This is a genomic window from Novosphingobium beihaiense (assembly GCF_022832375.1).
Taxonomy (GTDB): domain Bacteria; phylum Pseudomonadota; class Alphaproteobacteria; order Sphingomonadales; family Sphingomonadaceae; genus Novosphingobium; species Novosphingobium beihaiensis.
Window position 1 is genome coordinate 260626 of record NZ_JALHLG010000007.1, and the last position, 21715, is coordinate 282340.

The following is a 21715-nucleotide window of genomic DNA, read 5'->3' on the forward strand; positions in this document are numbered from 1 at the left end:
TTATTGGCGTATGTGCGATTAAACATCAGGCGATACGGTTGCGTGCTGGCTCTTGCCCTTCCGGTCGCGATATTCTTGTTGGTAGCTGGACCAATCCAGTGGTGGCAGCATTACCAAAGCTGGTCTCATCTTTCGAAGGATGAACTCATCGAATCCGCGAACTGGTACATCGCTAACCGTGCACCGGGCAACGACGCCTGCATCTTCGCAGTTGAATGCAAAGATGGCCGAGCTCGTCTGAAACTGATCAAGACACTCGACGAGTGGGACTTCGAGGCATCGAAGCAGGCAGCTTGGGATCGTAAGTTCAAGGATGTTTGCCAAGGTCGGACTGCAAACTTCGCGTTAGAGGTGGAGCCGACAATCCGCAAAGTCAAACGACCGAAAAAGGACGCAAACGGGCTATTTGGTCATTCTACAACGATCGGTTCGTCCCGGCCAGAACTAGATTTGAACTTGCCGCCTTTAGCGAGATTGAGCCTGAGCCTTGTCTAACCGCATATGCGGTTACAACGCGCTCAAGATTGAATGGTAAACCCTAGCTCCTTCAGTCGAGCGACGTCCATTTTGTCGTCGTCTCCGTAAAGTCCGCTCTAGCGCATATGCGGCTTCACGCCGCCACAGACTTCGGCTGCCGTTGCCTTTGCGACTTTCTGGCTAGTGATGCATTGGAGTCTAAGCCACGATTAAATTTCCGCAATCTCCAAATGCAATCGACTCGCAATAATCCGGTTTTCCTATGAGCCGCCCCCAGCATCCGCTATACCACTCAAAGACAAGATGAAATCGAGAGCGGGGCGCTGTGCCGTCCGCAGCATCTTGGTTCGGAGAAGCGGAAGATGAGCGCCAGTATCGAACGCGGTTCGTGCAGGCTGCGATCCTGTTTTATGGCGCGGTGACCGTTCCGGTCCTGCCGCGACTTCAAATAACTGCCAGCATGGTTCTGGACTTCAAGCCGGTGAGGGCGGGTTTCGTCTGAAATCTGTCTGACGCCATGCGCCCTTGCCGGGCGCGGGAAAGCGATCCGAGGTCATTCAAGCTTAACTGCGTGCGCGCATTTGAGTTGGGATGAAATCGAGAGCGGGGCATAGTGCCGTCCGCAGCATCCCCTTGAAGGAGAAATGAAAATGGACGGCCTTTCGAACGGCCTATTCGGCATCGGCATCCTTGCCGGTGGCATTGTGATCCTGCTGATCGTGTTCGGCGTGATGCTGGCGCGGCTCTACCGGCGCGCGAGCAAGGAAATCGCGTTCGTGCGAACGGGCATCGGCGGCGAAAAGGTCGTGATGAATGGCGGCGCTCTGGTGCTGCCGATCTTTCACGAGACGATGCCGGTCAATATGAACACCGTGCGTCTGGCCGTGGAACGCAAGAACGGGGACGCCCTGATCACGCTCGACCGCTTGCGGATCGACGTGAAGGCGGAGTTCTACGTGCGTGTCCGTCCCGATGCGGGCGCCATTGCCATGGCCGCGCAGACGCTCGGCGCGCGCACGATGCACCCCGAGGCGCTGAAGGATCTTGTCGAGGGCAAGTTCGTGGACGCGCTGCGCTCGGTCGCGGCGGGGATGTCGATGAACCAGCTTCACGAACAGCGCGCGGACTTCGTGCAGAAAGTGCAGCAGGTATCCGCTGCGGACCTGGCGATGAACGGTCTGGAACTGGAATCGGTCTCGCTGACCGGCCTCGACCAGACGTCGATCGAGCACTTCAATGCGAACAACGCGTTTGACGCGGAAGGTCTGACCAAGCTGACCGAGCAGATCGAGCTGCGCAAGAAAACGCGCAACGACATCGAGCAGGACACGCGCGTGCAGATGGAGACCAAGAACCTCGAAGCCGACCGGCAGTCGCTGCAGATCCAGCGCGATAACGAGTTCGCGCGTCTGGAACAGGAACGCGAAGTCGAAATGCGCCGGGCCGAGCAGGCAGCGGAAGTTGCCCGCGAACAGGCCGCACGCGGCCGCGAGGCGGACGAAGCCCGCATCGAGGCCAAGCAGCAGGTTGATTCGCGCCAGATCGAGGCGGACCGGACAGTCCAGGAAGCCCAGATCGCACAGGCTCAGGCGGTCGAGCTGGCCCGTCAGGAGCAGCAGATCGCGATCCAGAACAAGAGCCGCGAGGAAAGCCAGGCCAAGGCCGAGGCGGACGAGGCCCGCGCCAAGGCGGTGGCTGCCGAGGAACAGGTCGCGACCAGCCGCGAAACCGAAGTGGCCGAGCGTCTGAAGAGGATCGAGCTGATCGAGGCGGCCAAGGAGGCCGAACGTCAGGCGATTTCGGTCAAGGTCGAAGCCGAGGCCGAAAAGGAAGCTGCATCCAACCGCGCCCAGGCCGCAAGGCTGGAAGCGGAAGGTGAGGCCGAAGCCGAGAAGCTGCGTGCCGAAGCGGCGCGTGTGCGTTTCGAGGTCGAGGCTGCCGGTCAGCGCGCGATCAACGAGGCAGCGAACCTGCTGTCTTCGGATCAGGTCTCGCTGCAGATGAAGATGGCGCTGCTGAAAGTCTTGCCCGAAGTCGTGCGCGAGAGCGTGCGGCCGATGGAAGCGATCGACTCGATCAAGATCGTGCAGGTCGATGGCCTCACGCAAAAGGGCGGCGCAGCGGGCGGCACCGGGGCTCCCGTCGGAGGCTCGGGCAACCTCGCCAACGATGCGGTGAGCGCAGCGCTCGCCTACCGCGCACAGGCGCCGGTGATCGACGGGTTGATGAAGGAACTCGGCCTCGACGGCGCTTCGCTGGCCACGATGGTCAAGGGCGCGGTGGAGCCGCAGGTTCCGCAAGCCCCTGAAGCGGCGGACAACGACGCGTCAGGGGATGAGGTTTACAGCCCCAAGACGGTGAACTGAACGAAAGGAAGCCCGGGAGAGACGATCTCCCGGGCTTTTCCATTCCTCGCAGACTGCTCTATCTGCCCAGCTTGCTACGGTTGCTGGCCCGGAGAATGTCCTCCATGTCCATGATACAGTCACGCCCCTTGATTCCGTCTTCGGTCTTATCCTCGGGATCGGCTTCGAAGTGCACGCGCATCTGCTCAGACAGTTCGGCGAGTTTCTGGTAGTTTTCTTCGCCCACTTTCTTGCGAATGCTCTTCAGACCTTCGTTTAGAGCGAAGAATTCTGTGTCGATGCTTTGTCCGGGGAAATGACCGCTATCATCTTCAAATTTCGGTGAATGGAGGATCATCCAACCCAGAAGATCCATCAATTCACTGATGCTCTTGGGGATGTAGGGAGCATATGGCTTCTGCATGTTCATCGCCTTGTCCGGGAAATGACGACGTGTCTCAGAGCGCGAACGCTTCCGGGGGCGAATGTGAATCGGCCGTTGCGGGGATCATGATATGGATTGAACTTGCGCTCGGTTCTCGACTGGAAGAGATGCGGCGAAAGCCGTCTTCCCGTTCTGAGATAGTGCTCGAATGCGAGACATTCGGCGGATTGACGCTCCATCGAGGGAGAGTGATTGGGCATTGTTTATCCCTTGTTGTTCAATTGGAACATTAGGGGAACAAATCCTGCAATTCAAGTAATGTAACAATAATGGCAAATCTGTCGCACACATCTGCGCGATCGATGGGTGAGAGCGTCGTTCGCCGTAATCATCACCGCCTGCGGCGGTTCCTGGCTTTGAAAATGTCCTCTCTATGTCCTTGATCTCGCCGACGCCCCGGGGGATATCAGACTTGTTTGTTCGAGTTGACGAATTGAGTGTCCCGTTATTTCTGTCGGAGTTCGGTTCAATTTTGCTATTGAACAATATCCAAAGTCGCTACGTTCTAATCGCCGGGGCGGAAAATATTAAGCAGGGCTCCTGTGTTGGACGGGTAGGAAAGGCTGCAACAGGCGGGGAGAGAGGCTAAATATGCCGGATAAAACCTACAAGATCCTGCTGTTCATGAAGCGCAGGCCGGATATCTCCGTCGAGCAGTTCCGCGACTATTACGAAACGCAGCACGCGCCTTTGGCGGAAAAGTACTCCCGCGGCGTGAAGCGCTATATCCGCCGTTACATCGATCCGCAGCCGCATCCAGAGACCGGCGCGTTTACCGATGGGCCCGATGTCATCACTGAACTGTGGTTCGATGACGAGAAGATCTATCGCGGCACGCTCGCCTATATCACCTCCAGCCTGATGCCGGAGGAGATCATCGCGGACGAGAAGAACCTGTTCGACAGGTTTTCCTTCCGTATCGCTACGGTGGTAGAGTGCGAGTCCCCCGTTCAGGAAGGCTGAGCGCCGTTATTTCCCCGCGTGCATCATGCCCAGATGGCCGACGATGCCGCCGTCCACGCGGATATCGGTGCCGCTGATGTAGGACGCGCCGTTCGAGCACAGGAATTCGACGACCGAGGCGATCTCATCGCCGTGGCCCATGCGGCCTTGCGGAACCATCCCGATCATCGCGCGCAGCTGCTCGTTCGATTCGGCTTCGGCCTTGCCCATCGGGGTGTCGATGAAGCCCGGCGCGACCGAGACGATGCGGATGCCCATGGCGCCGAAGGGAGCGGCCTCGCGCTCCACCATGTGGATCACCGCTTTCTTGGAAATCGCATAGCTGATGCCCGGATTGGTCATGTAGGGGGCGATTTCCTCGCGGTGGCCGGTGGCGACGAACTTGCGGATCGCGCCCAACATGGCCGGATCGCTGAGCATGTAGGCGGAGACCGACGAGATCAGCACCGCGCAGGCACCTTGCGAAAAGCGCGGCAGCAGCCCGGCGAGCAGCTTTTCGGTGGCATCGTAGTTGACGGCGAAGATGCGGTCTACGTCCGCCATTGTCGGCGAGAGGCCCGCCGTATGGATCAGCGCGGAGATCGGCGTCTCGCCCAGCTTGTCCAGGATCTGCTGGGGGAAGTCAGGTGCGGCGATGTCGCCCGCCAGGATATCGACCTTCACCCCGGTGCCGCGCAGCACGGAGGCGAGCACTTCCAGCGGTTCGGCATGAAGATCGCACAGCAGCAGCGAGTGCCCGCGCGAGGCGAAGCGGATCGCGGCGGGCTTGCCCATGCCGCCTGCGGCACCGGTGACGACGACTGTTCCGGGAACTGCGCTCATGACCTCTTCCAATCCTTTGCTGTTTGCTTTGAGGCGTTACCTAACCCCCGCGGTGCGCTGCGGCCAGTGCGATGCCGCCGTGGCCCAACGCGGCGGCGATGAGTGGGTGTTCTAAGGAAATATGATCTATTATCGCTCATAGGGGTTGCGTCCCGGCCTGTCCCGGCGTTCTATCTGCGCCAGATCCGAGCAGCGGAACATTGGGGAGAGACGCGAATGCAGATGACCGGCGAGCAGCGGATTGCCGCGCCGCGCCAGAAGGTGTGGGAGGCGCTGAACGATCCCGCGGTCCTCGCCCAGTGCATCCCGGGCTGCCAGAGCCTTGAGCGCGATGGGGCGGACAAGTTCGTGGCGGTTGCCGAAGTGAAGATCGGGCCGATCGGGGCGCGTTTCAAAGGCCATGTGCAGCTTTCGGATATCGATGCTCCTAATGGCTATACGATCACCGGTTCGGGCAATGGCGGCATTGCCGGTTCGGCGAAAGGCGGCGCCAAAGTGCGCTTGTCCGAGGCGCCGGGCGGCGGGACGCTGGTGTCCTATGAGGTGGAGGCGGAAGTCGGCGGGCGCATGGCGCAGCTTGGCGGACCGATTATCGATGCGACCGCAAAGAACCTTGCGGGCAAGTTCTTCGCCAAGTTCGGCGAAGTGGTGGGCGGCGGCGGAGCTGCCGCGCCGGTGGCTGAAACGGCGGGGGAGGCGGCGCCTGCGGTTGCTCCCGCGCCGCCTGCCGTTTCCGCCCGGCCCGTGCCTCTGTGGGGCTGGATCGCTGCGCTGGTTCTGGCCTTGCTGACGGGCTTTACGCTGGGGCGCATGCACTTTGCCGGTTTCGGCTTGCTGATGGTGGCGGTGCTGCTGGTCGTCACGGCCGCCGTGGCTTTCGAGGCCGGACGCGGCGGGCGGATCGGCGGAGGTGGCCAGTGAAGCCCGCGCCGTTCGACTATGTGCGCCCGGCCAGCATTGCCGAGGCCTGTGCGATCCTCTCCGAGGCGGGCGGCGGCGCCACGGTGATCGCGGGCGGGCAGACGCTGATGCCGTTGCTTAACCTGCGCATGAGCCAGCCCTTCATCCTCGTCGATATCAACGGCATTGCGGAGCTGAAGGGCGTGTCGCGCGCCGGGGGCGCCACGCGCATCGGCCCGGCCACGCGGCAGGCGGAGGCCTTGCGCGATGCCACGCTGGCCCGCCAGCTTCCGGCGCTGGTGACGGCGCTCGGCCATGTCGGCCATTACCAGACGCGCAACCGGGGCACCGTGGGCGGCTCGATCGCACTGGGCGAACCGGCGGCGGAAATGCCTGCCACCGCTGTGGCGCTGGGGGCGGAGATCGAGATCGCCTCGGTACGCGGCAGGCGCAGTGTCAAGGCGGAGGAGTTCTACCTCGGCCCTTACATGACGGTGCTGGAGCCTGACGAACTGGTGACGGGGATCACCTATCCCGACTGGCCAGAAGGCCACGTGGTGCTGTTCCGCGAAGTGGCGCAGCGCCCCGGCGACTTCGCGCTCGTCGGCATGGTGGGCGCATTGGCGCTGGAAGGCGGCTCCATCGCGCGGGCCGGGATCGCGTGGTTCGGCATGGGGCCGGTGCCGGTGAGGGCCCGTCAGGCGGAAGCGGCGCTGCTGGGCACGGGCCTCGGCGACATCGATGCCGATGCCGTGGCGGCGCTCGCCGTGGCCGATACCGCGCCGTTCGACGATCACCACGCCAGCGCCGAATACCGCCGCACGGTGGGCAAGCGCATCTTCGCCCGCACCTTGCGCGAGGCTCTCGACATCAGGAGCGTGGCATGAGCGAGCACAGGATAGATATCACGGTCAACGGCCGCCGCCACACCGCCACGGTAGAGGCACGCGCCAGTCTCGGCGAATTCCTGCGCGAAGGGCTGGGCTATACCGGCACGCACCTTGCCTGCGAGCACGGCGTCTGCGGCGCCTGTACAGTGCGGGTGGATGGCGTCGCCGTGCGATCCTGCCTCATGCTGGCGGTGCAGGCGGACGGGTGCGAGATCACCACAGTGGAAGGGCTGGCGGCGCCGGACGGCACACTCCACCGCGTGCAGCAGGCGCTGCAGGACAATTTCGGCCTGCAATGCGGGTTCTGCACGCCGGGCGTGGCGATCACCCTGGCCGCGGTGCTGGACGATGATCCCGCCGCCACGGCGCAGGATATGGAAGCGGCGATGTCCGGCCATGTGTGCCGCTGCACTGGCTATCAGGGCATCCGCCGCGCGATCAGGCAGCTTGCGGGAGAAGCGGTATGACCCCCATTTTCGCAGTTCCTTCCCCCCTCCCCTTCAGGGGAGGGGCCGGGGGTGGGGGCTCTCGACCAAGCGCAGTCTGTGGGGCCTGCCCCCACCCCAACCCCTCCCCTGAAGGGGAGGGGCTTGTCGGCGCGGATCGGAGGGCGTGGGCATGAGCTTTCACGCCAGCAGCGTCGGCGCCACGCGCTATGTCGGCGAGCGCACCCCGCGCAAGGAAGACGGCCGCCTGCTGACCGGGCGCGGCCAGTTCACCGACGACGTCCAACTGCCGGGCATGATGCATGTGGCCTATGTCCGCAGCCCCGTCGCGCGCGGGCGGATCGTGTCCATCGGTCTCGACGTCGCGCGCGAGATGCCGGGGGTGCAGGCGATCTACACGCAGGCCGATCTCGCCGCGATCCCGGTGCAGATGATGAGCTTCTTCTTCACGCCCATCGAAAGCCCGGTGACGCTGCTGGCGGACGGGCGCGTCGCCTGCGTCGGCGATCCGGTCTGCATGGTCATCGCCGAAAGCCGCGCGCAGGCGGAAGATGCCGCCGCACTGGTCGAGCTGGAGATCGAGGAAGAAACAGCCCTCGTCACTATCGCCGATGCCAGGACCGGCCCGCTCGTCCACCCGGACAGGGACGACAATGTGGCCGCCGAAATGGGCGATGCGGACATGTTGGAAGAGGTGATTCAGCCGCTGCTCGACAAGGCGCCGCATGTCGTCACCCACACGATCCGCCACCAGCGCATTGCCCAGTCGCCGATGGAATGCCGCGCTTGCGTCGCCTCGCCCGAGGGCTCGGGCGAAATGACGGTGTGGGTGGGCTGCCAGAGCCCGCACCTCGCTGCGCGCTATGTGGCGCTGGTTCTGGGGCTGCCGCAGGAATCGATCCGGGTGATCGCGAAAGACGTGGGCGGCGGCTTCGGCCTCAAGAACATCCCCTGGCGCGAGGAAGTGGCGGTGGTCGTGGCGGCGCGGCTGTTCGGCCGCCCGCTCAAGTGGATCGAGGACCGCTACGAGGCGCTCACCGCCTCCAGCCACGCGCGCGAGCAGGAAGTGACGCTCACCATCGGGCTCGACGAGGAGGGCAGGTTGCTCGCCGCATGGTCGGACTATGCCTGCAACAACGGCGCCTGGCCGATGGGCGAGGATGCCAATATCGCCGTGCACATGTTCATGTGGCCCGCGCACAAGCTGCCCGCCTACGGCTTCGTCACGCGCGGCTGGTACACCAATACGATGGGGCTGGGCGGCTATCGCGGGCCCTGGGCGATGGAATCGCTGATCCGCGAGACCACGCTGGACAAGGCCGCGCGCAAGCTGGGTATCGATCCGGTGGAGCTGCGGCGGCGGAACCTGCTCTATCTGCCCGAGCAGCCGGTCACTTCCAGCATGGGCATCGAGGTGACGGACATCACCCCCGGCGAATGCCTCGAAAAGCTGGTGGCCCACGTCGATATCGCCGCTTTCCGGAAGGAACAGGCGGAGGCGCGCAAGGAGGGCCGCTATCTCGGCATGGGCATCGCGACTTATATCGAGCCCACGGGCTCTGCCGGCGCGATGCAGCCGATGACGGGCGAGACAGTGCATCTGCGCATCGAACCCACCGGCAAAGTCGTCGCCATGCTCTCCACCCATTCGCAGGGGCACGGCACGGCGACGACAATGGCGCAAGTCATCGCGGACCGGCTGGGCGTCGCTTACGAGGACATCGCGGTGTTCGAGGGGGACAGCGCCATCGGCGCCTTCGGCCCTGGCGCGGCGGGCAGCCGTCAGGGCGTGATCGCGGGCGGCGCGACATGGCGGGCCACCGAACTGCTGGCGGAGAAGGTCAAGGCCGTCGCCGCGCACCTCTCCAACGCCAGCGTGGAGGCTGTGACTATCGCGGAGGGCATGGTCCATGTCGAAGGCGCGCCGGAAATGTCGCGTTCGCTGAAGGAACTGGCCGAGATTGCCTATGGCGACCCCGCGCGCCTGCCCGAAGGCATGGCGAGCGGGCTCGAAGCCCAGTTCCGCTACCAGCCGCCGCCGATGACGATGACCAGCGCCGCGCATTGCTGCGTGGTCGAAGTCGATGCCGAGACCGGCTTCGTGAAGATCCTGCGCTGGATCAGCGCCGAGGACTGCGGCACGGTGATCAACCCCGGCGTCGTCGAGGGGCAGATCGCGGGCGGCCTGGCGCAGGCGATCGGGCAAGTGCTGCTGGAAGAGATGCCTTACGACGCGCGCGGCAATCCGCTGGCGGCGACGTTCAAGGACTACCTGATGCCGACGATGTTCGACGTGCCGGATTTCGAATACCTGCACGCCAACACCCCCTCCCAGACCATCGGCGGGATGCGCGGTGTGGGCGAGGGCGGCTGCATCATCGGCCCGCCCACGCTGGTGAACGCGATTGCCGATGCCCTCGCTCCCTTCGGGGAGATCGAGGAACTGACGCTGCCGCTCACCCCCGCGCGCATTCTCGATGTGATCGAGCAGCGCGATGTCTCCGGCCGTCAGGCGCAGCCGGAAAAGGTGGCTGCAGCGCCGGTTGCGGCACCCCTTGCCCCGGTTCCAGAGGTTGCAGAACCGGCTCCAGCCGCGCCCACCGGCAGCGTCGATGGCGATTGGGACATGACGCTCAAGGCCCCGATGGGCGGTCAGACCTTCCTTGCGCATTTCGATACCGATGGCGCCGCGTTGTCGGGCTATCTCTCCGCGCCGGAAGGACGGCAGGAGTTTTCCGGCGGCATGATTGATAACGGCCGGATGAAGTTCGAGGTCAAGGTCGACAAGCCGATGAAGATTACGCTCAAGTACGATATCCAGCTGGATGGCGACACGATCACCGGCAAATGCAGGATGGGCATGTTCGGCACGGCGAAGGTCACGGCGGTGCGGCCTTCGTAGAGCATTCCGCCACCTGCAAATGTTGAGGTGCGTCAACGTGTTATAAACGGCGTGCGCGGTGCTGTTTTACACTGTGCGGTGCCGCTTCTTGTATGAAATAATTTAATTCTGTTCTTGAGGCGATTGTCTTTATGTACTGCATCATCTGCTGATCAATATTTTTGAATTATTATTAATAAATGATTCATTGTGTTCGGAGGGGTGATGTATGTCGCAGAAATTCGCGGATTTGTCCTTGGATCAGCGTATCGGCGTCCTGAATTCGGAATACTATGGCATGGTGTTCCTGGGGCTGGCGAACGCTGCCTATACCGATTCCGGGGGGACTCAGGAGCAGGCGATTGCGGATGAGCTTGAAGCTGCGATCACGGATACGGCCTATCTTCCGGCGCTTCCCGAACTCGGGCAGGAGGGTGCCTGCTCGCCGCAGGCAACCGTTCCCGGTGCGTGGAGCCTCGACTGGGGGCCGGCCTTCCCGGTGACGTGGGAAGCAAAGCTGAGCAATCTCATCTACATCGCATCCTACCGGGACGAGAGCGGTGCTCCTTATTTCTTCGTCGTCGGAATCCGAGGGACGGACATTTCGGCGGGCGCCTTGTCTGTGCTTGTGCAGGTGTTCGAGGATTTTGCCGCTTTCGAGACGATCGAATGGTCGAAGTTCTTCGATGAAGAGCGGTTGAAGCTGGGCGCCGCCGTCAAGACCGGGCCAGTCCCGGGCGGGCGCGTGGCGCAAGGCAGCTTCGATGGGGCTAAGGATCTTCTCGGCAGTGTGAACACGCCCCCGGAAGGGCAATCGCAGCCTTCCGGAACCTTGCAGGAAGCGCTGCAGCATTTGCTGGGGCAGGACAATGTCGTGGCGGGAACGCCTATCGTGGTTACGGGGCACAGCCTTGGCGGATGCCAGACGCAGACCATCGCTTCCTACGTTCAGTGGCTGTGCCCTGAAAATACCGTGATCCCGCACGCTTTCGCGCCGTCAACCGCCGGAGACGTGGATTTCATTGCCGATCCCGTGTTCGGCCGCGGGGCTTTCTGGTTCAACACGCTCGATATCGTGCCCTGGGGCTATGTGACGATCGCATCGGCCGATACGGCTCCGTTCCCGGATTCCCTGCCGGACCCGCAACCGTCCGACAATCCCGAACTGGGCGCCGAGTGGGCGGTCAGGCATCTCTGGACAAGCTACAACTGGCCTCCGCGCGATTGCGGGCCGCCGCAGCCCCAGCCGGGGCCGGAACTGCCGGGAAAGCTGCTGATCGAGGGACTGATCGATCTGAAAGGGAAAGTCTTGATCGGCAACAGGTATGCCCGGCCAGATCCGGGGCTCTATCCGGATGTGCTGAAAAAGATGGACGGCTATCTGCCGGATGAGGACACGATCCGGGAATTCTACGAAACCCTGCACGGCGGCGATCAAGAGCCGGAGCCGGTTTCCGGCAGCGGACAGCCCAAATGGCTGGACGGCATCACCCAGCTTGAATGGCAGCACTTTCCGCCGAACTACCAGACCCTGCTCTGGGACAACTACCAGTCGAGCATGGTCTATTTTGACTACAAGAGTTACCCGGCCGGGCCGGTCAGACTGCCTTAGCCGATGGCCATCAGGCTGGCGTTGCCGCCAGCCGCAGTGGTGTTGATGGAGGTGGAGACTTCCTCCAGCAGCCAGATGCCGTTCGGGCCGGAATCGCAGTGCACGGGCACGATGGGGCCGTCCATGGCCGCCACGGCTTCGCAGGCCGCGCGAACGGCCTGAGCGCTGCTTTTGGTTAGGCATGCTGCGAATGGCTCGTTCGGATCGGGGCGGAACTGCGCGGCGATGGCGGCGGGCAGGCCTTCGGGCAGGTCCATGCCTTGCACCGTGCCGCGATTGCCGGTGGCGAGCACGGCGGCCATCTGCGCCAGCAGGTCTTCGCGGTTTTCAGGGCGAAGCAGAATCCGGCCGCGTGGATGAAGGGCGTAGAGGTTGCGTTCGCCGACCGGCCCCGGCAATTCCTGTTCGAAACCCAGTGCTGAGGTTTCGGCCAGCGTCCGCGCCTGCGTGGCGGCAGCCGCTTCCCCTTGCGCCTCCAGCCAATCGGCGAAAGTCACTGCCAGCGGTGCCGCGCGGGGAGAGGAGCGCAGGACGCTTGGCGCCTGCCGGACCAGCCGCCCGAGATAGAGCGGTCCACCAGCCTTGGGGCCGGTGCCGGACAGTCCACGCCCGCCGAAAGGCTGTACGCCGACTACCGCACCAATGGTGTTGCGGTTGACGTAGAGATTGCCCGCCTGCACGCAGCCGGTCACATGTGCCACCGTGCCGTCCAGCCGGGTGTGAAGGCCGAAAGTCAGGCCATAGCCGGTCGCGTTGATGTCCGCGATCAGCGCCGCCAGATCCTCGCGGCGGTAGCGCAGGACATGCAGGACGGGGCCGAAGACTTCGCGTTCCAGCTCGCCGATCACGCCGATCTCGATGATCGTGGGGGCCACGAAAGTGCCTTGCGCGGCTGCATCATCGGGAACTTGCAACTGGGTCACGGGCAGGCCTTTCGCCCGCATTGCCTCGATATGGCCGGAGATGGCCGCTTGCGCTTCGGCGGTGATGACCGGGCCGATATCGTTGGCAAGGCGATCGGGATTGCCCACGCGCAATTCGGCCAGCGCGCCTTTCAGCATCGCCAGCGTGCGGTCGGCCACGTCTTCCTGCAGGCACAGCACCCGCAGCGCCGAACAGCGCTGGCCCGCGCTGTCGAAGGCCGAGGCGATGACGTCAGCCACCACCTGCTCGGCCAGGGCGGAGGAATCGGCGATCATCGCGTTCTGCCCGCCGGTCTCGGCGATCAGCGGAACCGCACGGCCATCGGGCGAGGTGCGCCCGGCAAGCTGGCGCTGGATCAGCCGGGCGACTTCGGTGGAGCCGGTGAACAAGACCGCCGCCACATCGGCAGAGCCCACAAGCGCGGCGCCCACGCTGCCGTCGCCGGGCAGCAGTTGCAGCGCATCGCGCGGCACGCCTGCCTCGTGCAGGACGCGCACGGCCTCGGCGGCGATCAGCGGGGTTTCCTCGGCGGGCTTGGCCAGCACCGGGTTGCCTGCCGCCAGCGCGGCAGCGGCCTGTCCGGTGAAGATCGCCAGCGGGAAGTTCCACGGGCTGATGCAGGCGGCCGGCCCCAGCGGGACTTGTCCGGGGCCGAACGTCTCGCGGGCCTGCTGGGCATAGAAACGCAGGAAATCGATGGCCTCGCGCACTTCGGCCACGGCATTGGCGGCGGACTTGCCTGCCTCGCGCATGGCAAGGCCTATGAGCGTGCCGGTTTGCGCCTGCATGGCGCCGGCGGCCTGCTCCAGAATGTCCGCCCGCTGCGCAACCGGAACGCGGCTCCAATTGCTCGCGGCAGCGCGCGACACGGCATGGGCGACGGCTTCAACGGGGGTATCGGTGACAGTGCCGACAAGGTCGCGGTGATCGGCGGGATTGCGGATGGCGCGGGCAGGCCCATTGCCGCCTTCGGGCGCGGCCCGCCATTCGCGCGCGGCGGAGGCCAGCAGGCCGTGCGAGAGGGCTGCCAGTGCGCGTTCATCGGTCAGGTCGATCCCGGCGGAATTGCGCCGGTCCGCGAACATGTCCTGCGGCAACGCGATCTGCTCGTGCCGGGCGCCGGGCCGCGGCATGGCGCGCACCACATCGGCGGGATCGGCGGTCAGTTCCTCCACCGGCACGTCCGGATCGCCGATGCGGTTCACGAAAGAGGAATTGGCGCCGTTTTCCAGCAGGCGGCGCACGAGATAGGCCAGCAGCGTCTCGTGCGTTCCCACGGGCGCATAGATGCGGCAGGGGCGGTCCAGCTTGTGCGCGCCCACAACCTGCGAATAGAGCGCTTCGCCCATGCCGTGCAGGCACTGGAACTCGTACTGGTCCGCTGTGAAGTCCGGCCCGGCCATGTGATAGACCGCCGCCAGCGTCTGCGCGTTGTGGGTGGCGAACTGCGGGAAGACTTCTTCTGGCGCGGCGAGCAACTTGCGGGCGCAGGCGAGATAGGCAAGATCGGTGTGGACCTTGCGGGTATAGACGGGAAAATCCGGCAGTCCGTCCACTTGCGCGCGCTTGATCTCGGCATCCCAATATGCGCCCTTGACCAGCCGCACCATGATCCGGCGCCCGGCGCGCCGGGCCAGATCGATGATCCAGTCGATCACCATCGGGCAGCGCTTGCCATAGGCCTGGACCACGAAGCCGAGCCCGTTCCAGTCCTTCAGCCCGGGATCGAGCGCGAGGCTTTCGAGCAGGTCGAGAGAGAGTTCGAGGCGGTCTGCCTCTTCGGCATCGATATTGAGGCCGATCCCGTAATCGCGCGCCATCAGGGCCAGCGCTTTTACGCGCGGCAGCAACTCGCCCATCACCCGGTCCGCCTGCGCGCGGACATAGCGGGGATGCAGCGCGGAAAGCTTGATCGAGATACCGGGGCCGCGGATGATGCCCCGGCCTGCGGCGGCCTGGCCGATGGCGGCGATCGCCTTTGCATAATCGGCATAATAGCGTTCGGCATCGGCCGCCGTCATCGCCGCTTCACCCAGCATGTCGTAACTGTAGCGAAAGCCCTTGGCTTCCCATTCGCGTGCGCGCTTCAGCGCCTGTTCGATGGTTTCGCCCACGACGAACTGTTCGCCCAGCATGCGCATCGCCAGATCGACGCTCTTTCTGATCACCGGCTCGCCCGCGCGGGCGATCAGGCGGGTGAGGGCGGCGGACAGGCCTTTCTCGTCGATGCTGCCCACCAGCTTGCCGGTCATCACCAGCCCCCAGGTTGCGGCATTGACGAACAGCGGCTTGCTGCCCGCCAGATGGCCGCTCCAGTTGCCGCCCGCGATCTTGTCGCGGATCAGTGCGTCGCGCGTGGCGGCGTCGGGAATGCGCAGCAGGGCTTCCGCCAGGCACATCAGGGCGACGCCTTCCTGACTGGAAAGCGCGTATTCCTGCACCAGCGCCTCGACGCTGCCGCCCTTGCGCTCCGCGCGCAGGGCCGTGACCAGACGCGTTGCCGTTTCACGGATCGCGGCGCGGGTTTCCTCCGGCAGGCTCGCGGCTTCCAGCAAAGGCGCAAGGCAGGCGGCTTCATCCCGGCGGCGGGCTTCGGCAATCGCGCTGCGCAGCGGCGAGAGGCCGCGGATGGCCGGGGCAAAAGAGGCAAAGGGAGGCAGGGCAGTCATGCCCAGCAATTTACATCATCCCGCATTGGCAATGTGCCTTTTTTCTGGCAATTATACCGCTATATTGGCCTATATTTCCTATATATTCGGACAAATTGCATGAATATTGGTGATAAATCAGCCGATCTGGATGATATGGACCGCAAGATCGTTGCGGTCCTGCGGGAGGATGGGCGGATCACCGTTACCGATCTCGCGCAGCGCGTGGGCATGTCGAAAACGCCGTGTCAGACGCGGATGCGCAGGCTGATCGAGAGCGGTGTGATCCGGGGCTTTCGCGCTGTGACCGATCCTGCCGCCTTGGGGATGGATCATATCGCTTTCGTCGAAGTCAGCCTGTCCGACACGCGCGAACAGGCGCTGCGGGATTTCAACAGCGCGGTACAGCGTATTCCCGAAGTGGAGGAATGCCACATGCTCGCGGCCAATTTCGATTATCTGCTCAAGGTCCGCACCGCCGATATCCGCCGCTACCGGGCCGTGCTGGGGGAGAAGATATCCAGCTTGCCGCACGTTGCCAGCACCTCCACTTTCGTGGCGATGGAAACGGTAAAGGACGGAGTTCGTTAAACCGGAAGCGCGAAGTCACCGGGCCTGGAAGATTCGACGGCGGGCCTGCCGTGCTCTGGCCGGTTTGATGCCGGATCAGGACTGTCAGACAGGCGCGGGGCAGCCTTCAGGCGCCAGCCGCTCCTGCCGCCGGTGCAGCGCGAGTGCCAGCACGAAAACGGCCAGTCCGCCCAGCGAGAGTCCGGCGCCGATCCAGCCGGTTACGCGCAAGCTGTAGCCCGCGCCGATCGCCAGCCCGCCCAGCCATGGCCCCAGCGCATTGGCGACGTTGAAGGCACTGTGGTGCGCGGCGGCGGCGAGCGCCTGCGCTTCGCCCGCCACGTCCATCAGCCGCGTCTGCAGGATCGTGCCGAGCCCGCCGCCGAAGCCGATCAGCAGGATGTCGAGCGTGAGCAGCCAGATATTGCCAGCCACCAGCGGAAACAGGCCGAGCGCGATGGCGCTCCAAAGGAAAGCGCCGATGGCTGCCTGGTTCTGTCTGCGGTCGGCCAGCCAGGCCCAGAACAGGTTCCCCACCGTCATGCCCACGCCGAACACGGCGAGCACCAGCGGCACGAAGGCTTCGGACACGCGGGTGACTTCGATCATGGTCGAGGCGACATACGTATACACGCAGAACAACCCGCCAAAGCCGATGGCGCCTGTCAGCAGGGTCAGCAGCACTTGCGGGCGGCGCAGGGCGCCCAGTTCGCGCAGCGGGCTCGATCGCGGGCCGCCGTGGTCGTGGGGGGCGAACAGGGTGACGAGCGCCATGGTCAGCAGCGCCAGCCCGGCGACGATAGCGAAGCCGCTGCGCCAGCCGATCACCTGCCCCAGCCAGTTGGCGGCGGGCACGCCGATGATCGTTGCCACGGTGAGGCCGGTCATGACTTTCGCCACCGATTGCGCGCGGGCATTGGCCGGCACCAGTGAGGCGGCGACCAGTGCGGCCACGCCGAAGTAGGCCCCATGGGGCAGGCCGCTGAGGAAGCGGAACAGCAGCAGCGTGTGGTAGCTGGAGGCCATCGCACTCAGCCCGTTGCCTAGGGCGAACATGCCCATCAGCCCGATCAGCAAAGTGCGGCGGGCCAGCCTGGCGCCGAGCACCGCGATCGTGGGAGCGCCCACCACGACACCCAGCGCATAGGCACTGATGGCATGCCCTGCCTCCGGCTCGCTCAGCCCCAGCGCGCGGCTGAAATAGGGCACGAGGCTCATGGCCGCGAACTCGGTGGTGCCGATCGCGAAAGCGCCCATGGCAAGTGCTAGGATAATAAGGCCGGGGTGGCCGGACGCGGGGCGTTCGGGTGGTCTGACTGTCATGGTGTACTGCGAAGAATCCGGGGGGGAGGAGAGATTCTGATGCGCCTGCGCGCGCTTGGAAAGGGGGCCAAGCATGCGTTTATTGCACAGGAAGGCGAGCTTGCTGCAATTGCACGGGGCATTCCCGGGAGGACTGGTCACCGCCAGCCTCCCGGAATACTGATAATCTATAGGCTCAAGTGCAGGTCAGAATACCGGATCGAAACCGGGCGGCAGATCGCTGGAGCCGCCATTGTCCTGTCCGGGCGTGTGGATGCCGCATTCGGTCTTGTCCCAGCCGCGCCAGCGGCCCGAGCGGGGGTCTTCGCCCGGCGCGACCTTGCTGGTGCAGGGCATGCAGCCGATCGAGGGATAACCTTCGGCCACCAGCGGGTGCGGGGGCAGGTCATGCTCTTCGATATAGGCGGCGATCCGCTCGGGAGACCAGTCGATCAGGGGGTTGATCTTCAACCGGCCCTGTTCGTCGGTGGTGTCGATCTCGAAGCGGGGCAGGGTGGCGCGGGTGGAGGCCTGGAAGGCCTTCCGGCCCGTGATCGTGGCGTCGAAGTTCAGCAGGGCCTTGGCCAGCGGCCTGACCTTGCGGATATCGCAGCAGCCGTCCGGATCATAGGACCAGCGCAGCCCGCTGTCGTCCTTTTTCGCCAGTTCTTCGGCGTCCGGCGTCAGGTTGCGCAAGTCCTTGAGGCCCAGCCGGTCGGCCAGCTGGTCGCGATAGGCCAGCGTTTCGGGGAAGTGCTTGCCGGTTTCGAGGAACAGCACCGGCACGGAGGGATCGACCTGGCTGACGAGGTGCAGCAGCACCGCGCTTTCCGCGCCGAAGCTGGACACGACCGCGGCATCGCCCGCCATGCGTTCCTTGAGCAGCGTTTCGAGCATTTCTGTCGTTTCGGTGCCACGGAACAGGCGGTTGAGGCGCACCGCATCAGCCTCGCCGAAGCGGGGGCCGGTGTCGATGCGGTCGCGGATGCGTGTCGCTTCGTTCATGCTGGAATTCCTTGTGCAGGAGCCCTTTCAGTTCTGGTGCCGCAGCGCCCAGATCGGCTGGCGGCCATCGGCGGCCGCCTGATAGACATTATCCCACCGCTCGAACGCGCTCTGCGCATCGGCGGGATTGAGCGGCTTGTCCGGCGCGAAAGCGTCGAAGCCGCAGCGGCGCAGGTGGCTGAGCATGTCGATCACGACATCGCCCACTGCGCGGATTTCGCCGGTGAAGCCCGCCTCGCGCAGCACGCGGGCGGAGGAATAGCCGCGCCCATCGGTCCACGCCGGAAAGTTCACTTCCACCAGCGCCAGCTGATCGAGGAACGGCAGCAGCGCGCGTGCATCGTCGCCCGGCTCGATCCGCACGGCGGTGGCGTTGGTCTGCTCCGCGAACGCATCGACGGTGACGGCGGAATCGTTGACGGCCTCGTCGTCACGGAACCGGAACTGGACTTCAACCATGGAGAACCTCGCTGATACGGGCCAGCGTCGCTGCCTGGCTCAAACGTGCTTCGACAAGCTCAGCACGAGCGGATGTGGGGGCAATCTCTTCGTTTCCGCTCATCCTGAGCTTGTCGAAGGATGACTGGCGTGCCGTTTCGGAGAAGCGATCAACCATAGATAGCCTCCTTGAACGGATCCATGCCGATACGGCGGTAGGTGTCGAGGAAGCGCTCGCCATCCTGCTTGTTGGAAAGATAGACCTCGGTGGCCCGTTCCACGGCATCGACGATGCCGTCCTCGTCGAAACCGGGGCCAGTGATCTTGCCCAGCGAGGTATCCGCGCCCTCGCAGCCGCCGAGCAGGAGCTGGTAGTTCTCCACGCCCTTGCGGTCCACGCCGAGGATGCCGATGTGGCCCGCGTGGTGGTGGCCGCAGGCATTGATGCAGCCCGAGATCTTGAGCTTCAGCTCGCCGATCTCCGCCTGCTTCTCGCTGGAGCCGAAGCGTTCCGAGATCTTCTGCGCCACCGGGATCGAGCGCGCATTGGCGAGGCTGCAGTAGTCGAGGCCGGGGCATGCGATCATGTCGCCCACGGTATCGAGATTGGCGGTACCCAGGCCCGCTTCGTCCAGCGCCTTCCACAGCGTATAGAGATCCGCCTTCTTTACATGCGGCAGCACGATGTTCTGCGCGTGGGTGACGCGCAGTTCGTCGAAGCTGTAATCCTTGGCAAGCTGCGCCATCAGGCGGATCTGGTCCGCGCTGGCATCACCCGGAATGCCGCCCACCGGCTTCAGGCTGATATTGGCAATCGCATAGCCGGGCTGCTTGTGGGCATGCGTGTTACGCTCCACCCAGAGGCGGAAGTCGGGATCGGAGAGGTCCAGATCCTCGGACAGGCCGGTCTCGAAAGCGGGATCGGCGAAGTAGGGCTTGATGCGCTCCAGCTCGGCCAGCGGCGGCTCGATGCCCATGGTGAGCAGGTGCTGGAACTCTTCCTCGACCTGGCGCACGTATTCGTCCTTGCCCAGCTCGTGGACGAGGATCTTGATGCGCGCCTTGTACTTGTTGTCGCGGCGGCCATAGCGGTTGTAGACGCGCAGGCAGGCTTCCGAATAAGTGATCAGGTGGTCCAGCGGCACGAATTCGCGGATCATCGGGCTGATCATCGGCGTGCGGCCCATGCCGCCCCCGGCGTAGAACTGGGCGCCGATCTCTCCGGCATCGTTCTTCACCATCTTGATGCCGATGTCGTGCAGGCGCATCGCCGCGCGGTCGGTCTCACTGGCGATCACCGCGATCTTGAACTTGCGCGGCAGGACCAGGAATTCGGGGTGGAAGCTCGACCACTGGCGCAGCAGCTCGGCATAAGGGCGCGGGTCGATCAGCTCGTCCGCGGCGGCCCCGGCGTACTGATCGGAGCTGATGTTGCGGATGCAGTTGCCGCTGGTCTGGATCGCGTGCATTTCCACTTTCGCCAGATCGGCGAGAATGTCGGGCGTGTCCTCCAGCTTGATCCAGTTGTACTGGATGTTCTGGCGCGTGGTGAAGTGGCCATAGCCGCGATCGTACTTGTCCGCGATATCGCCCAGCAGCGTCATCTGCGCGGAGTTCAGCGTGCCATAGGGCACCGCGACGCGCAGCATATAGGCGTGAAGCTGGAGGTAGAGCCCGTTCTGCAGGCGCAGCGGGCGGAACTGCTCCTCGGTCAGCTCGCCCGAAAGGCGGCGGCGGACCTGATCGCGGAATTCCGCGACGCGTGTGTCGACCATCTGCTGGTCGTATTCGTCATACTTGTACATCAGATCACCCAGTTCACGGCTTCGGGGTCGGACGGCTTGAGCGTCAGGTCGGGGCGCACGGTCGGGCCCAGCGCGCGGATGCGGTCCTTGATATGGGCGGGGCGCACGCCGTCAGCGTCCTTCTCGCCATCGATGACATAGGCGGCGAAGACGTTCTGCGCGCCTTCCTCGCGGGCGATGATCTTCGCGCCGTCCTCGCCGACATCGGCGGCCTGATTGACGTCCAGCGACCAGCCCACGCCGGTCCACCAGGTGACCGCTCCGGTCTTGAGGTCGTTTCCTGTCAGGATCTTCACTGTAGTGCCTCCAGCGCCGCCGCGTCCGATGCGAGCGCGCGAATGGTGTTGTCAGGTTCTGCGGTGACGGCGCCGATAACGATAAGTGCAGGGCTTTGCACCTGCTCATCGCGCACAAGGTCCGCCAGCCCGGCCAGCGGCGCGCGCAGCACGCGCATATCGGCGCGCGTGGCATTTTCGATTACGGCGGCGGGCACGTCCGGCGTCAGCCCGTCCGCGATCAGCTTTTCGGATATCTGCGCGGCAGTGGCCAGCCCCATGAAGATCACCAGCGTGCGGCCCTTGCCAGCCAGGCCCGACCAGTCCTGATCGGCGAGCCCCTTGCATTGCCCGGCCACGAACGAGACGATCGAGGCATGATCGCGGTGGGTGAGCGGGATTTGCGCGGCGGCCGAAGCGCCCAGCGCGGAGGAGATGCCCGGCACCACTTCCACCGGCACGCCCGCGGCACGGCAGGCCTCGGCCTCTTCGCCGCCCCGGCCAAAGACAAAGGGATCGCCGCCCTTCAGGCGCACGACGTCGTTTCCGGCCAGCGCTTCCTGCACCAGAAGGGCATTGATCGCTTCCTGCTTCATGGTGTGGCGCGAGCGGCTCTTGGCGACCGAGATCATCCGGGCACCGGGCCGTGCCATGGCGAGAATCGCGGGATCGACCAGGCCGTCATGCACGATCAGGCGGGCATTCATCACCAGCCGCGCCGCGCGCAGCGTCAGCAGATCCGGATCGCCAGGGCCGGCGCCGACAAGATGGACCGTACCGGTCTCGGCCGCATGGCCGGTGGGGAGGGGATTCGCTTCCATGCTCACGGAGATGGCCGCGATTGCGCAGCAGTACCAGCCAGAATGGCTTTGGGGCGCATAAGGGGAGCTTTATACGCCCCTGCCCGCTAGTTTGCAGCCTGCCCTGCGGCTAACCCGTTCGCTAACCAAATATTAACCCGGTGCCC

19 protein-coding genes are annotated in these 21715 nt (G+C 64.5%); 9 read left to right on the plus strand and 10 right to left on the minus strand.

Annotated features, from left to right (window positions below):
• Positions 1-42: 42 nt before the first annotated feature.
• Both MTR66_RS08110 and MTR66_RS08115 read left to right on the plus strand, forming a co-directional pair.
• Positions 43-495 (plus strand): hypothetical protein, encoded by a 453-nt coding sequence (locus tag MTR66_RS08110; protein ID WP_243919542.1) that lies wholly within the window; start codon positions 43-45, stop codon positions 493-495.
• 632 nt (positions 496-1127) lie between these two features.
• Entirely contained in the window at positions 1128-2843 is a 1716-nt protein-coding gene (locus MTR66_RS08115; protein ID WP_243919547.1) for a flotillin family protein, read from the plus strand.
• A 58-nt stretch (positions 2844-2901) separates the two neighbouring features.
• Here MTR66_RS08115 and MTR66_RS08120 read toward each other — a convergent pair whose 3' ends face one another.
• Complete coding sequence (locus tag MTR66_RS08120; RefSeq protein ID WP_243919549.1) at positions 2902-3246, minus strand: hypothetical protein; 345 nt, start codon at positions 3244-3246, stop codon at positions 2902-2904.
• A gap of 612 nt (positions 3247-3858) precedes the next feature.
• On the opposite strand from MTR66_RS08120, the gene MTR66_RS08125 reads away from it, so the two are divergent.
• The gene (locus MTR66_RS08125; protein ID WP_243919551.1) at positions 3859-4230 is read left to right on the plus strand and encodes an EthD domain-containing protein; all 372 of its coding nucleotides are present in this window, start codon (positions 3859-3861) and stop codon (positions 4228-4230) included.
• Positions 4231-4236: 6 nt separating this feature from the next.
• Here the strand turns inward: MTR66_RS08125 and MTR66_RS08130 are convergent, their stop codons facing one another.
• Positions 4237-5052 carry an SDR family NAD(P)-dependent oxidoreductase gene (locus MTR66_RS08130; RefSeq protein WP_243919554.1) on the minus strand — a complete coding sequence of 272 codons (816 nt, stop codon included), beginning with the start codon at positions 5050-5052 and terminating at the stop codon, positions 4237-4239.
• A 216-nt stretch (positions 5053-5268) separates the two neighbouring features.
• Here MTR66_RS08130 and MTR66_RS08135 point away from each other — a divergent pair, with 216 nt between their 5' ends.
• From MTR66_RS08135 to MTR66_RS08155, 5 genes are all read left to right on the plus strand, one after another.
• A complete protein-coding gene (locus MTR66_RS08135; RefSeq protein ID WP_243919555.1) occupies positions 5269-5973 on the plus strand; it encodes a CoxG family protein in 705 nt (234 codons plus the stop codon).
• Positions 5970-6839: an FAD binding domain-containing protein gene (locus MTR66_RS21350; protein ID WP_243919556.1), complete on the plus strand. Its 870-nt coding sequence runs from the start codon at positions 5970-5972 to the stop codon at positions 6837-6839. The genes MTR66_RS08135 and MTR66_RS21350 overlap by 4 nt, the downstream gene beginning before the upstream one ends.
• Entirely contained in the window at positions 6836-7309 is a 474-nt protein-coding gene (locus tag MTR66_RS08145) for a (2Fe-2S)-binding protein (RefSeq protein WP_243919557.1), read from the plus strand. The genes MTR66_RS21350 and MTR66_RS08145 overlap by 4 nt, the downstream gene beginning before the upstream one ends.
• 151 nt (positions 7310-7460) lie before the next feature.
• Entirely contained in the window at positions 7461-10190 is a 2730-nt protein-coding gene (locus MTR66_RS08150; RefSeq protein ID WP_243919558.1) for a xanthine dehydrogenase family protein molybdopterin-binding subunit, read from the plus strand.
• A 235-nt stretch (positions 10191-10425) separates the two neighbouring features.
• Positions 10426-11781 (plus strand): hypothetical protein, encoded by a 1356-nt coding sequence (locus MTR66_RS08155; RefSeq protein WP_243919559.1) that lies wholly within the window; start codon positions 10426-10428, stop codon positions 11779-11781.
• Here the strand turns inward: MTR66_RS08155 and putA are convergent.
• Positions 11778-15374, minus strand: coding sequence for a trifunctional transcriptional regulator/proline dehydrogenase/L-glutamate gamma-semialdehyde dehydrogenase (gene putA, locus MTR66_RS08160; protein ID WP_243919560.1), 3597 nt, complete (start codon positions 15372-15374; stop codon positions 11778-11780). The two genes, MTR66_RS08155 and putA, sit on opposite strands and share 4 nt — an antisense overlap.
• 99 nt (positions 15375-15473) lie before the next feature.
• Between putA and MTR66_RS08165 the strand changes: the two genes are divergently transcribed.
• Entirely contained in the window at positions 15474-15944 is a 471-nt protein-coding gene (locus MTR66_RS08165) for an Lrp/AsnC family transcriptional regulator (protein WP_243919562.1), read from the plus strand.
• A gap of 84 nt (positions 15945-16028) precedes the next feature.
• On the opposite strand, the gene MTR66_RS08170 is transcribed toward MTR66_RS08165, so the two are convergent.
• The 7 genes from MTR66_RS08170 to cobA all read right to left on the minus strand — a co-directional run bounded on the left by MTR66_RS08170 (position 16029) and on the right by cobA (position 21569).
• The gene (locus MTR66_RS08170; protein WP_243919674.1) at positions 16029-17246 is read right to left on the minus strand and encodes an MFS transporter; all 1218 of its coding nucleotides are present in this window, start codon (positions 17244-17246) and stop codon (positions 16029-16031) included.
• A gap of 186 nt (positions 17247-17432) precedes the next feature.
• Positions 17433-18230, minus strand: a complete 798-nt coding sequence (locus tag MTR66_RS08175; RefSeq protein ID WP_243919564.1) for a phosphoadenylyl-sulfate reductase — start codon at positions 18228-18230, stop codon at positions 17433-17435.
• Between the two features lie 27 nt (positions 18231-18257).
• Positions 18258-18689 carry a DUF934 domain-containing protein gene (locus MTR66_RS08180; protein WP_243919566.1) on the minus strand — a complete coding sequence of 144 codons (432 nt, stop codon included), beginning with the start codon at positions 18687-18689 and terminating at the stop codon, positions 18258-18260.
• On the minus strand, positions 18682-18846 hold the full coding sequence (locus tag MTR66_RS08185; protein WP_243919568.1) for a hypothetical protein: 165 nt from the start codon (positions 18844-18846) through the stop codon (positions 18682-18684). The genes MTR66_RS08180 and MTR66_RS08185 overlap by 8 nt, the downstream gene beginning before the upstream one ends.
• Positions 18839-20473, minus strand: coding sequence for a nitrite/sulfite reductase (locus MTR66_RS08190; RefSeq protein WP_243919576.1), 1635 nt, complete (start codon positions 20471-20473; stop codon positions 18839-18841). The genes MTR66_RS08185 and MTR66_RS08190 overlap by 8 nt, the downstream gene beginning before the upstream one ends.
• Positions 20473-20769 (minus strand): DUF2849 domain-containing protein, encoded by a 297-nt coding sequence (locus tag MTR66_RS08195; RefSeq protein WP_243919578.1) that lies wholly within the window; start codon positions 20767-20769, stop codon positions 20473-20475. The genes MTR66_RS08190 and MTR66_RS08195 overlap by 1 nt, the downstream gene beginning before the upstream one ends.
• Complete coding sequence (cobA, locus tag MTR66_RS08200) at positions 20766-21569, minus strand: uroporphyrinogen-III C-methyltransferase (protein WP_243919581.1); 804 nt, start codon at positions 21567-21569, stop codon at positions 20766-20768. Before cobA ends, MTR66_RS08195 begins: the two co-directional genes overlap by 4 nt.
• Positions 21570-21715 lie beyond the last annotated feature (146 nt).

Coding starts and splice junctions, on each gene's coding strand:
- MTR66_RS08115 (WP_243919547.1), top strand. CDS start 1,128: ATGGACGGCCTTTCGAACGGCCTATTCGGCATCGGCATCCTTGCCGGT.
- MTR66_RS08120 (WP_243919549.1), bottom strand. CDS start 3,246: ATGCAGAAGCCATATGCTCCCTACATCCCCAAGAGCATCAGTGAATTG.
- MTR66_RS08125 (WP_243919551.1), top strand. CDS start 3,859: ATGCCGGATAAAACCTACAAGATCCTGCTGTTCATGAAGCGCAGGCCG.
- MTR66_RS08130 (WP_243919554.1), bottom strand. CDS start 5,052: ATGAGCGCAGTTCCCGGAACAGTCGTCGTCACCGGTGCCGCAGGCGGC.
- MTR66_RS08135 (WP_243919555.1), top strand. CDS start 5,269: ATGCAGATGACCGGCGAGCAGCGGATTGCCGCGCCGCGCCAGAAGGTG.
- MTR66_RS08145 (WP_243919557.1), top strand. CDS start 6,836: ATGAGCGAGCACAGGATAGATATCACGGTCAACGGCCGCCGCCACACC.
- MTR66_RS08150 (WP_243919558.1), top strand. CDS start 7,461: ATGAGCTTTCACGCCAGCAGCGTCGGCGCCACGCGCTATGTCGGCGAG.
- putA (WP_243919560.1), bottom strand. CDS start 15,374: ATGACTGCCCTGCCTCCCTTTGCCTCTTTTGCCCCGGCCATCCGCGGC.
- MTR66_RS08165 (WP_243919562.1), top strand. CDS start 15,474: ATGAATATTGGTGATAAATCAGCCGATCTGGATGATATGGACCGCAAG.
- MTR66_RS08170 (WP_243919674.1), bottom strand. CDS start 17,246: ATGACAGTCAGACCACCCGAACGCCCCGCGTCCGGCCACCCCGGCCTT.
- MTR66_RS08175 (WP_243919564.1), bottom strand. CDS start 18,230: ATGAACGAAGCGACACGCATCCGCGACCGCATCGACACCGGCCCCCGC.
- MTR66_RS08180 (WP_243919566.1), bottom strand. CDS start 18,689: ATGGTTGAAGTCCAGTTCCGGTTCCGTGACGACGAGGCCGTCAACGAT.
- MTR66_RS08185 (WP_243919568.1), bottom strand. CDS start 18,846: ATGGTTGATCGCTTCTCCGAAACGGCACGCCAGTCATCCTTCGACAAG.
- MTR66_RS08190 (WP_243919576.1), bottom strand. CDS start 20,473: ATGTACAAGTATGACGAATACGACCAGCAGATGGTCGACACACGCGTC.
- cobA (WP_243919581.1), bottom strand. CDS start 21,569: ATGGAAGCGAATCCCCTCCCCACCGGCCATGCGGCCGAGACCGGTACG.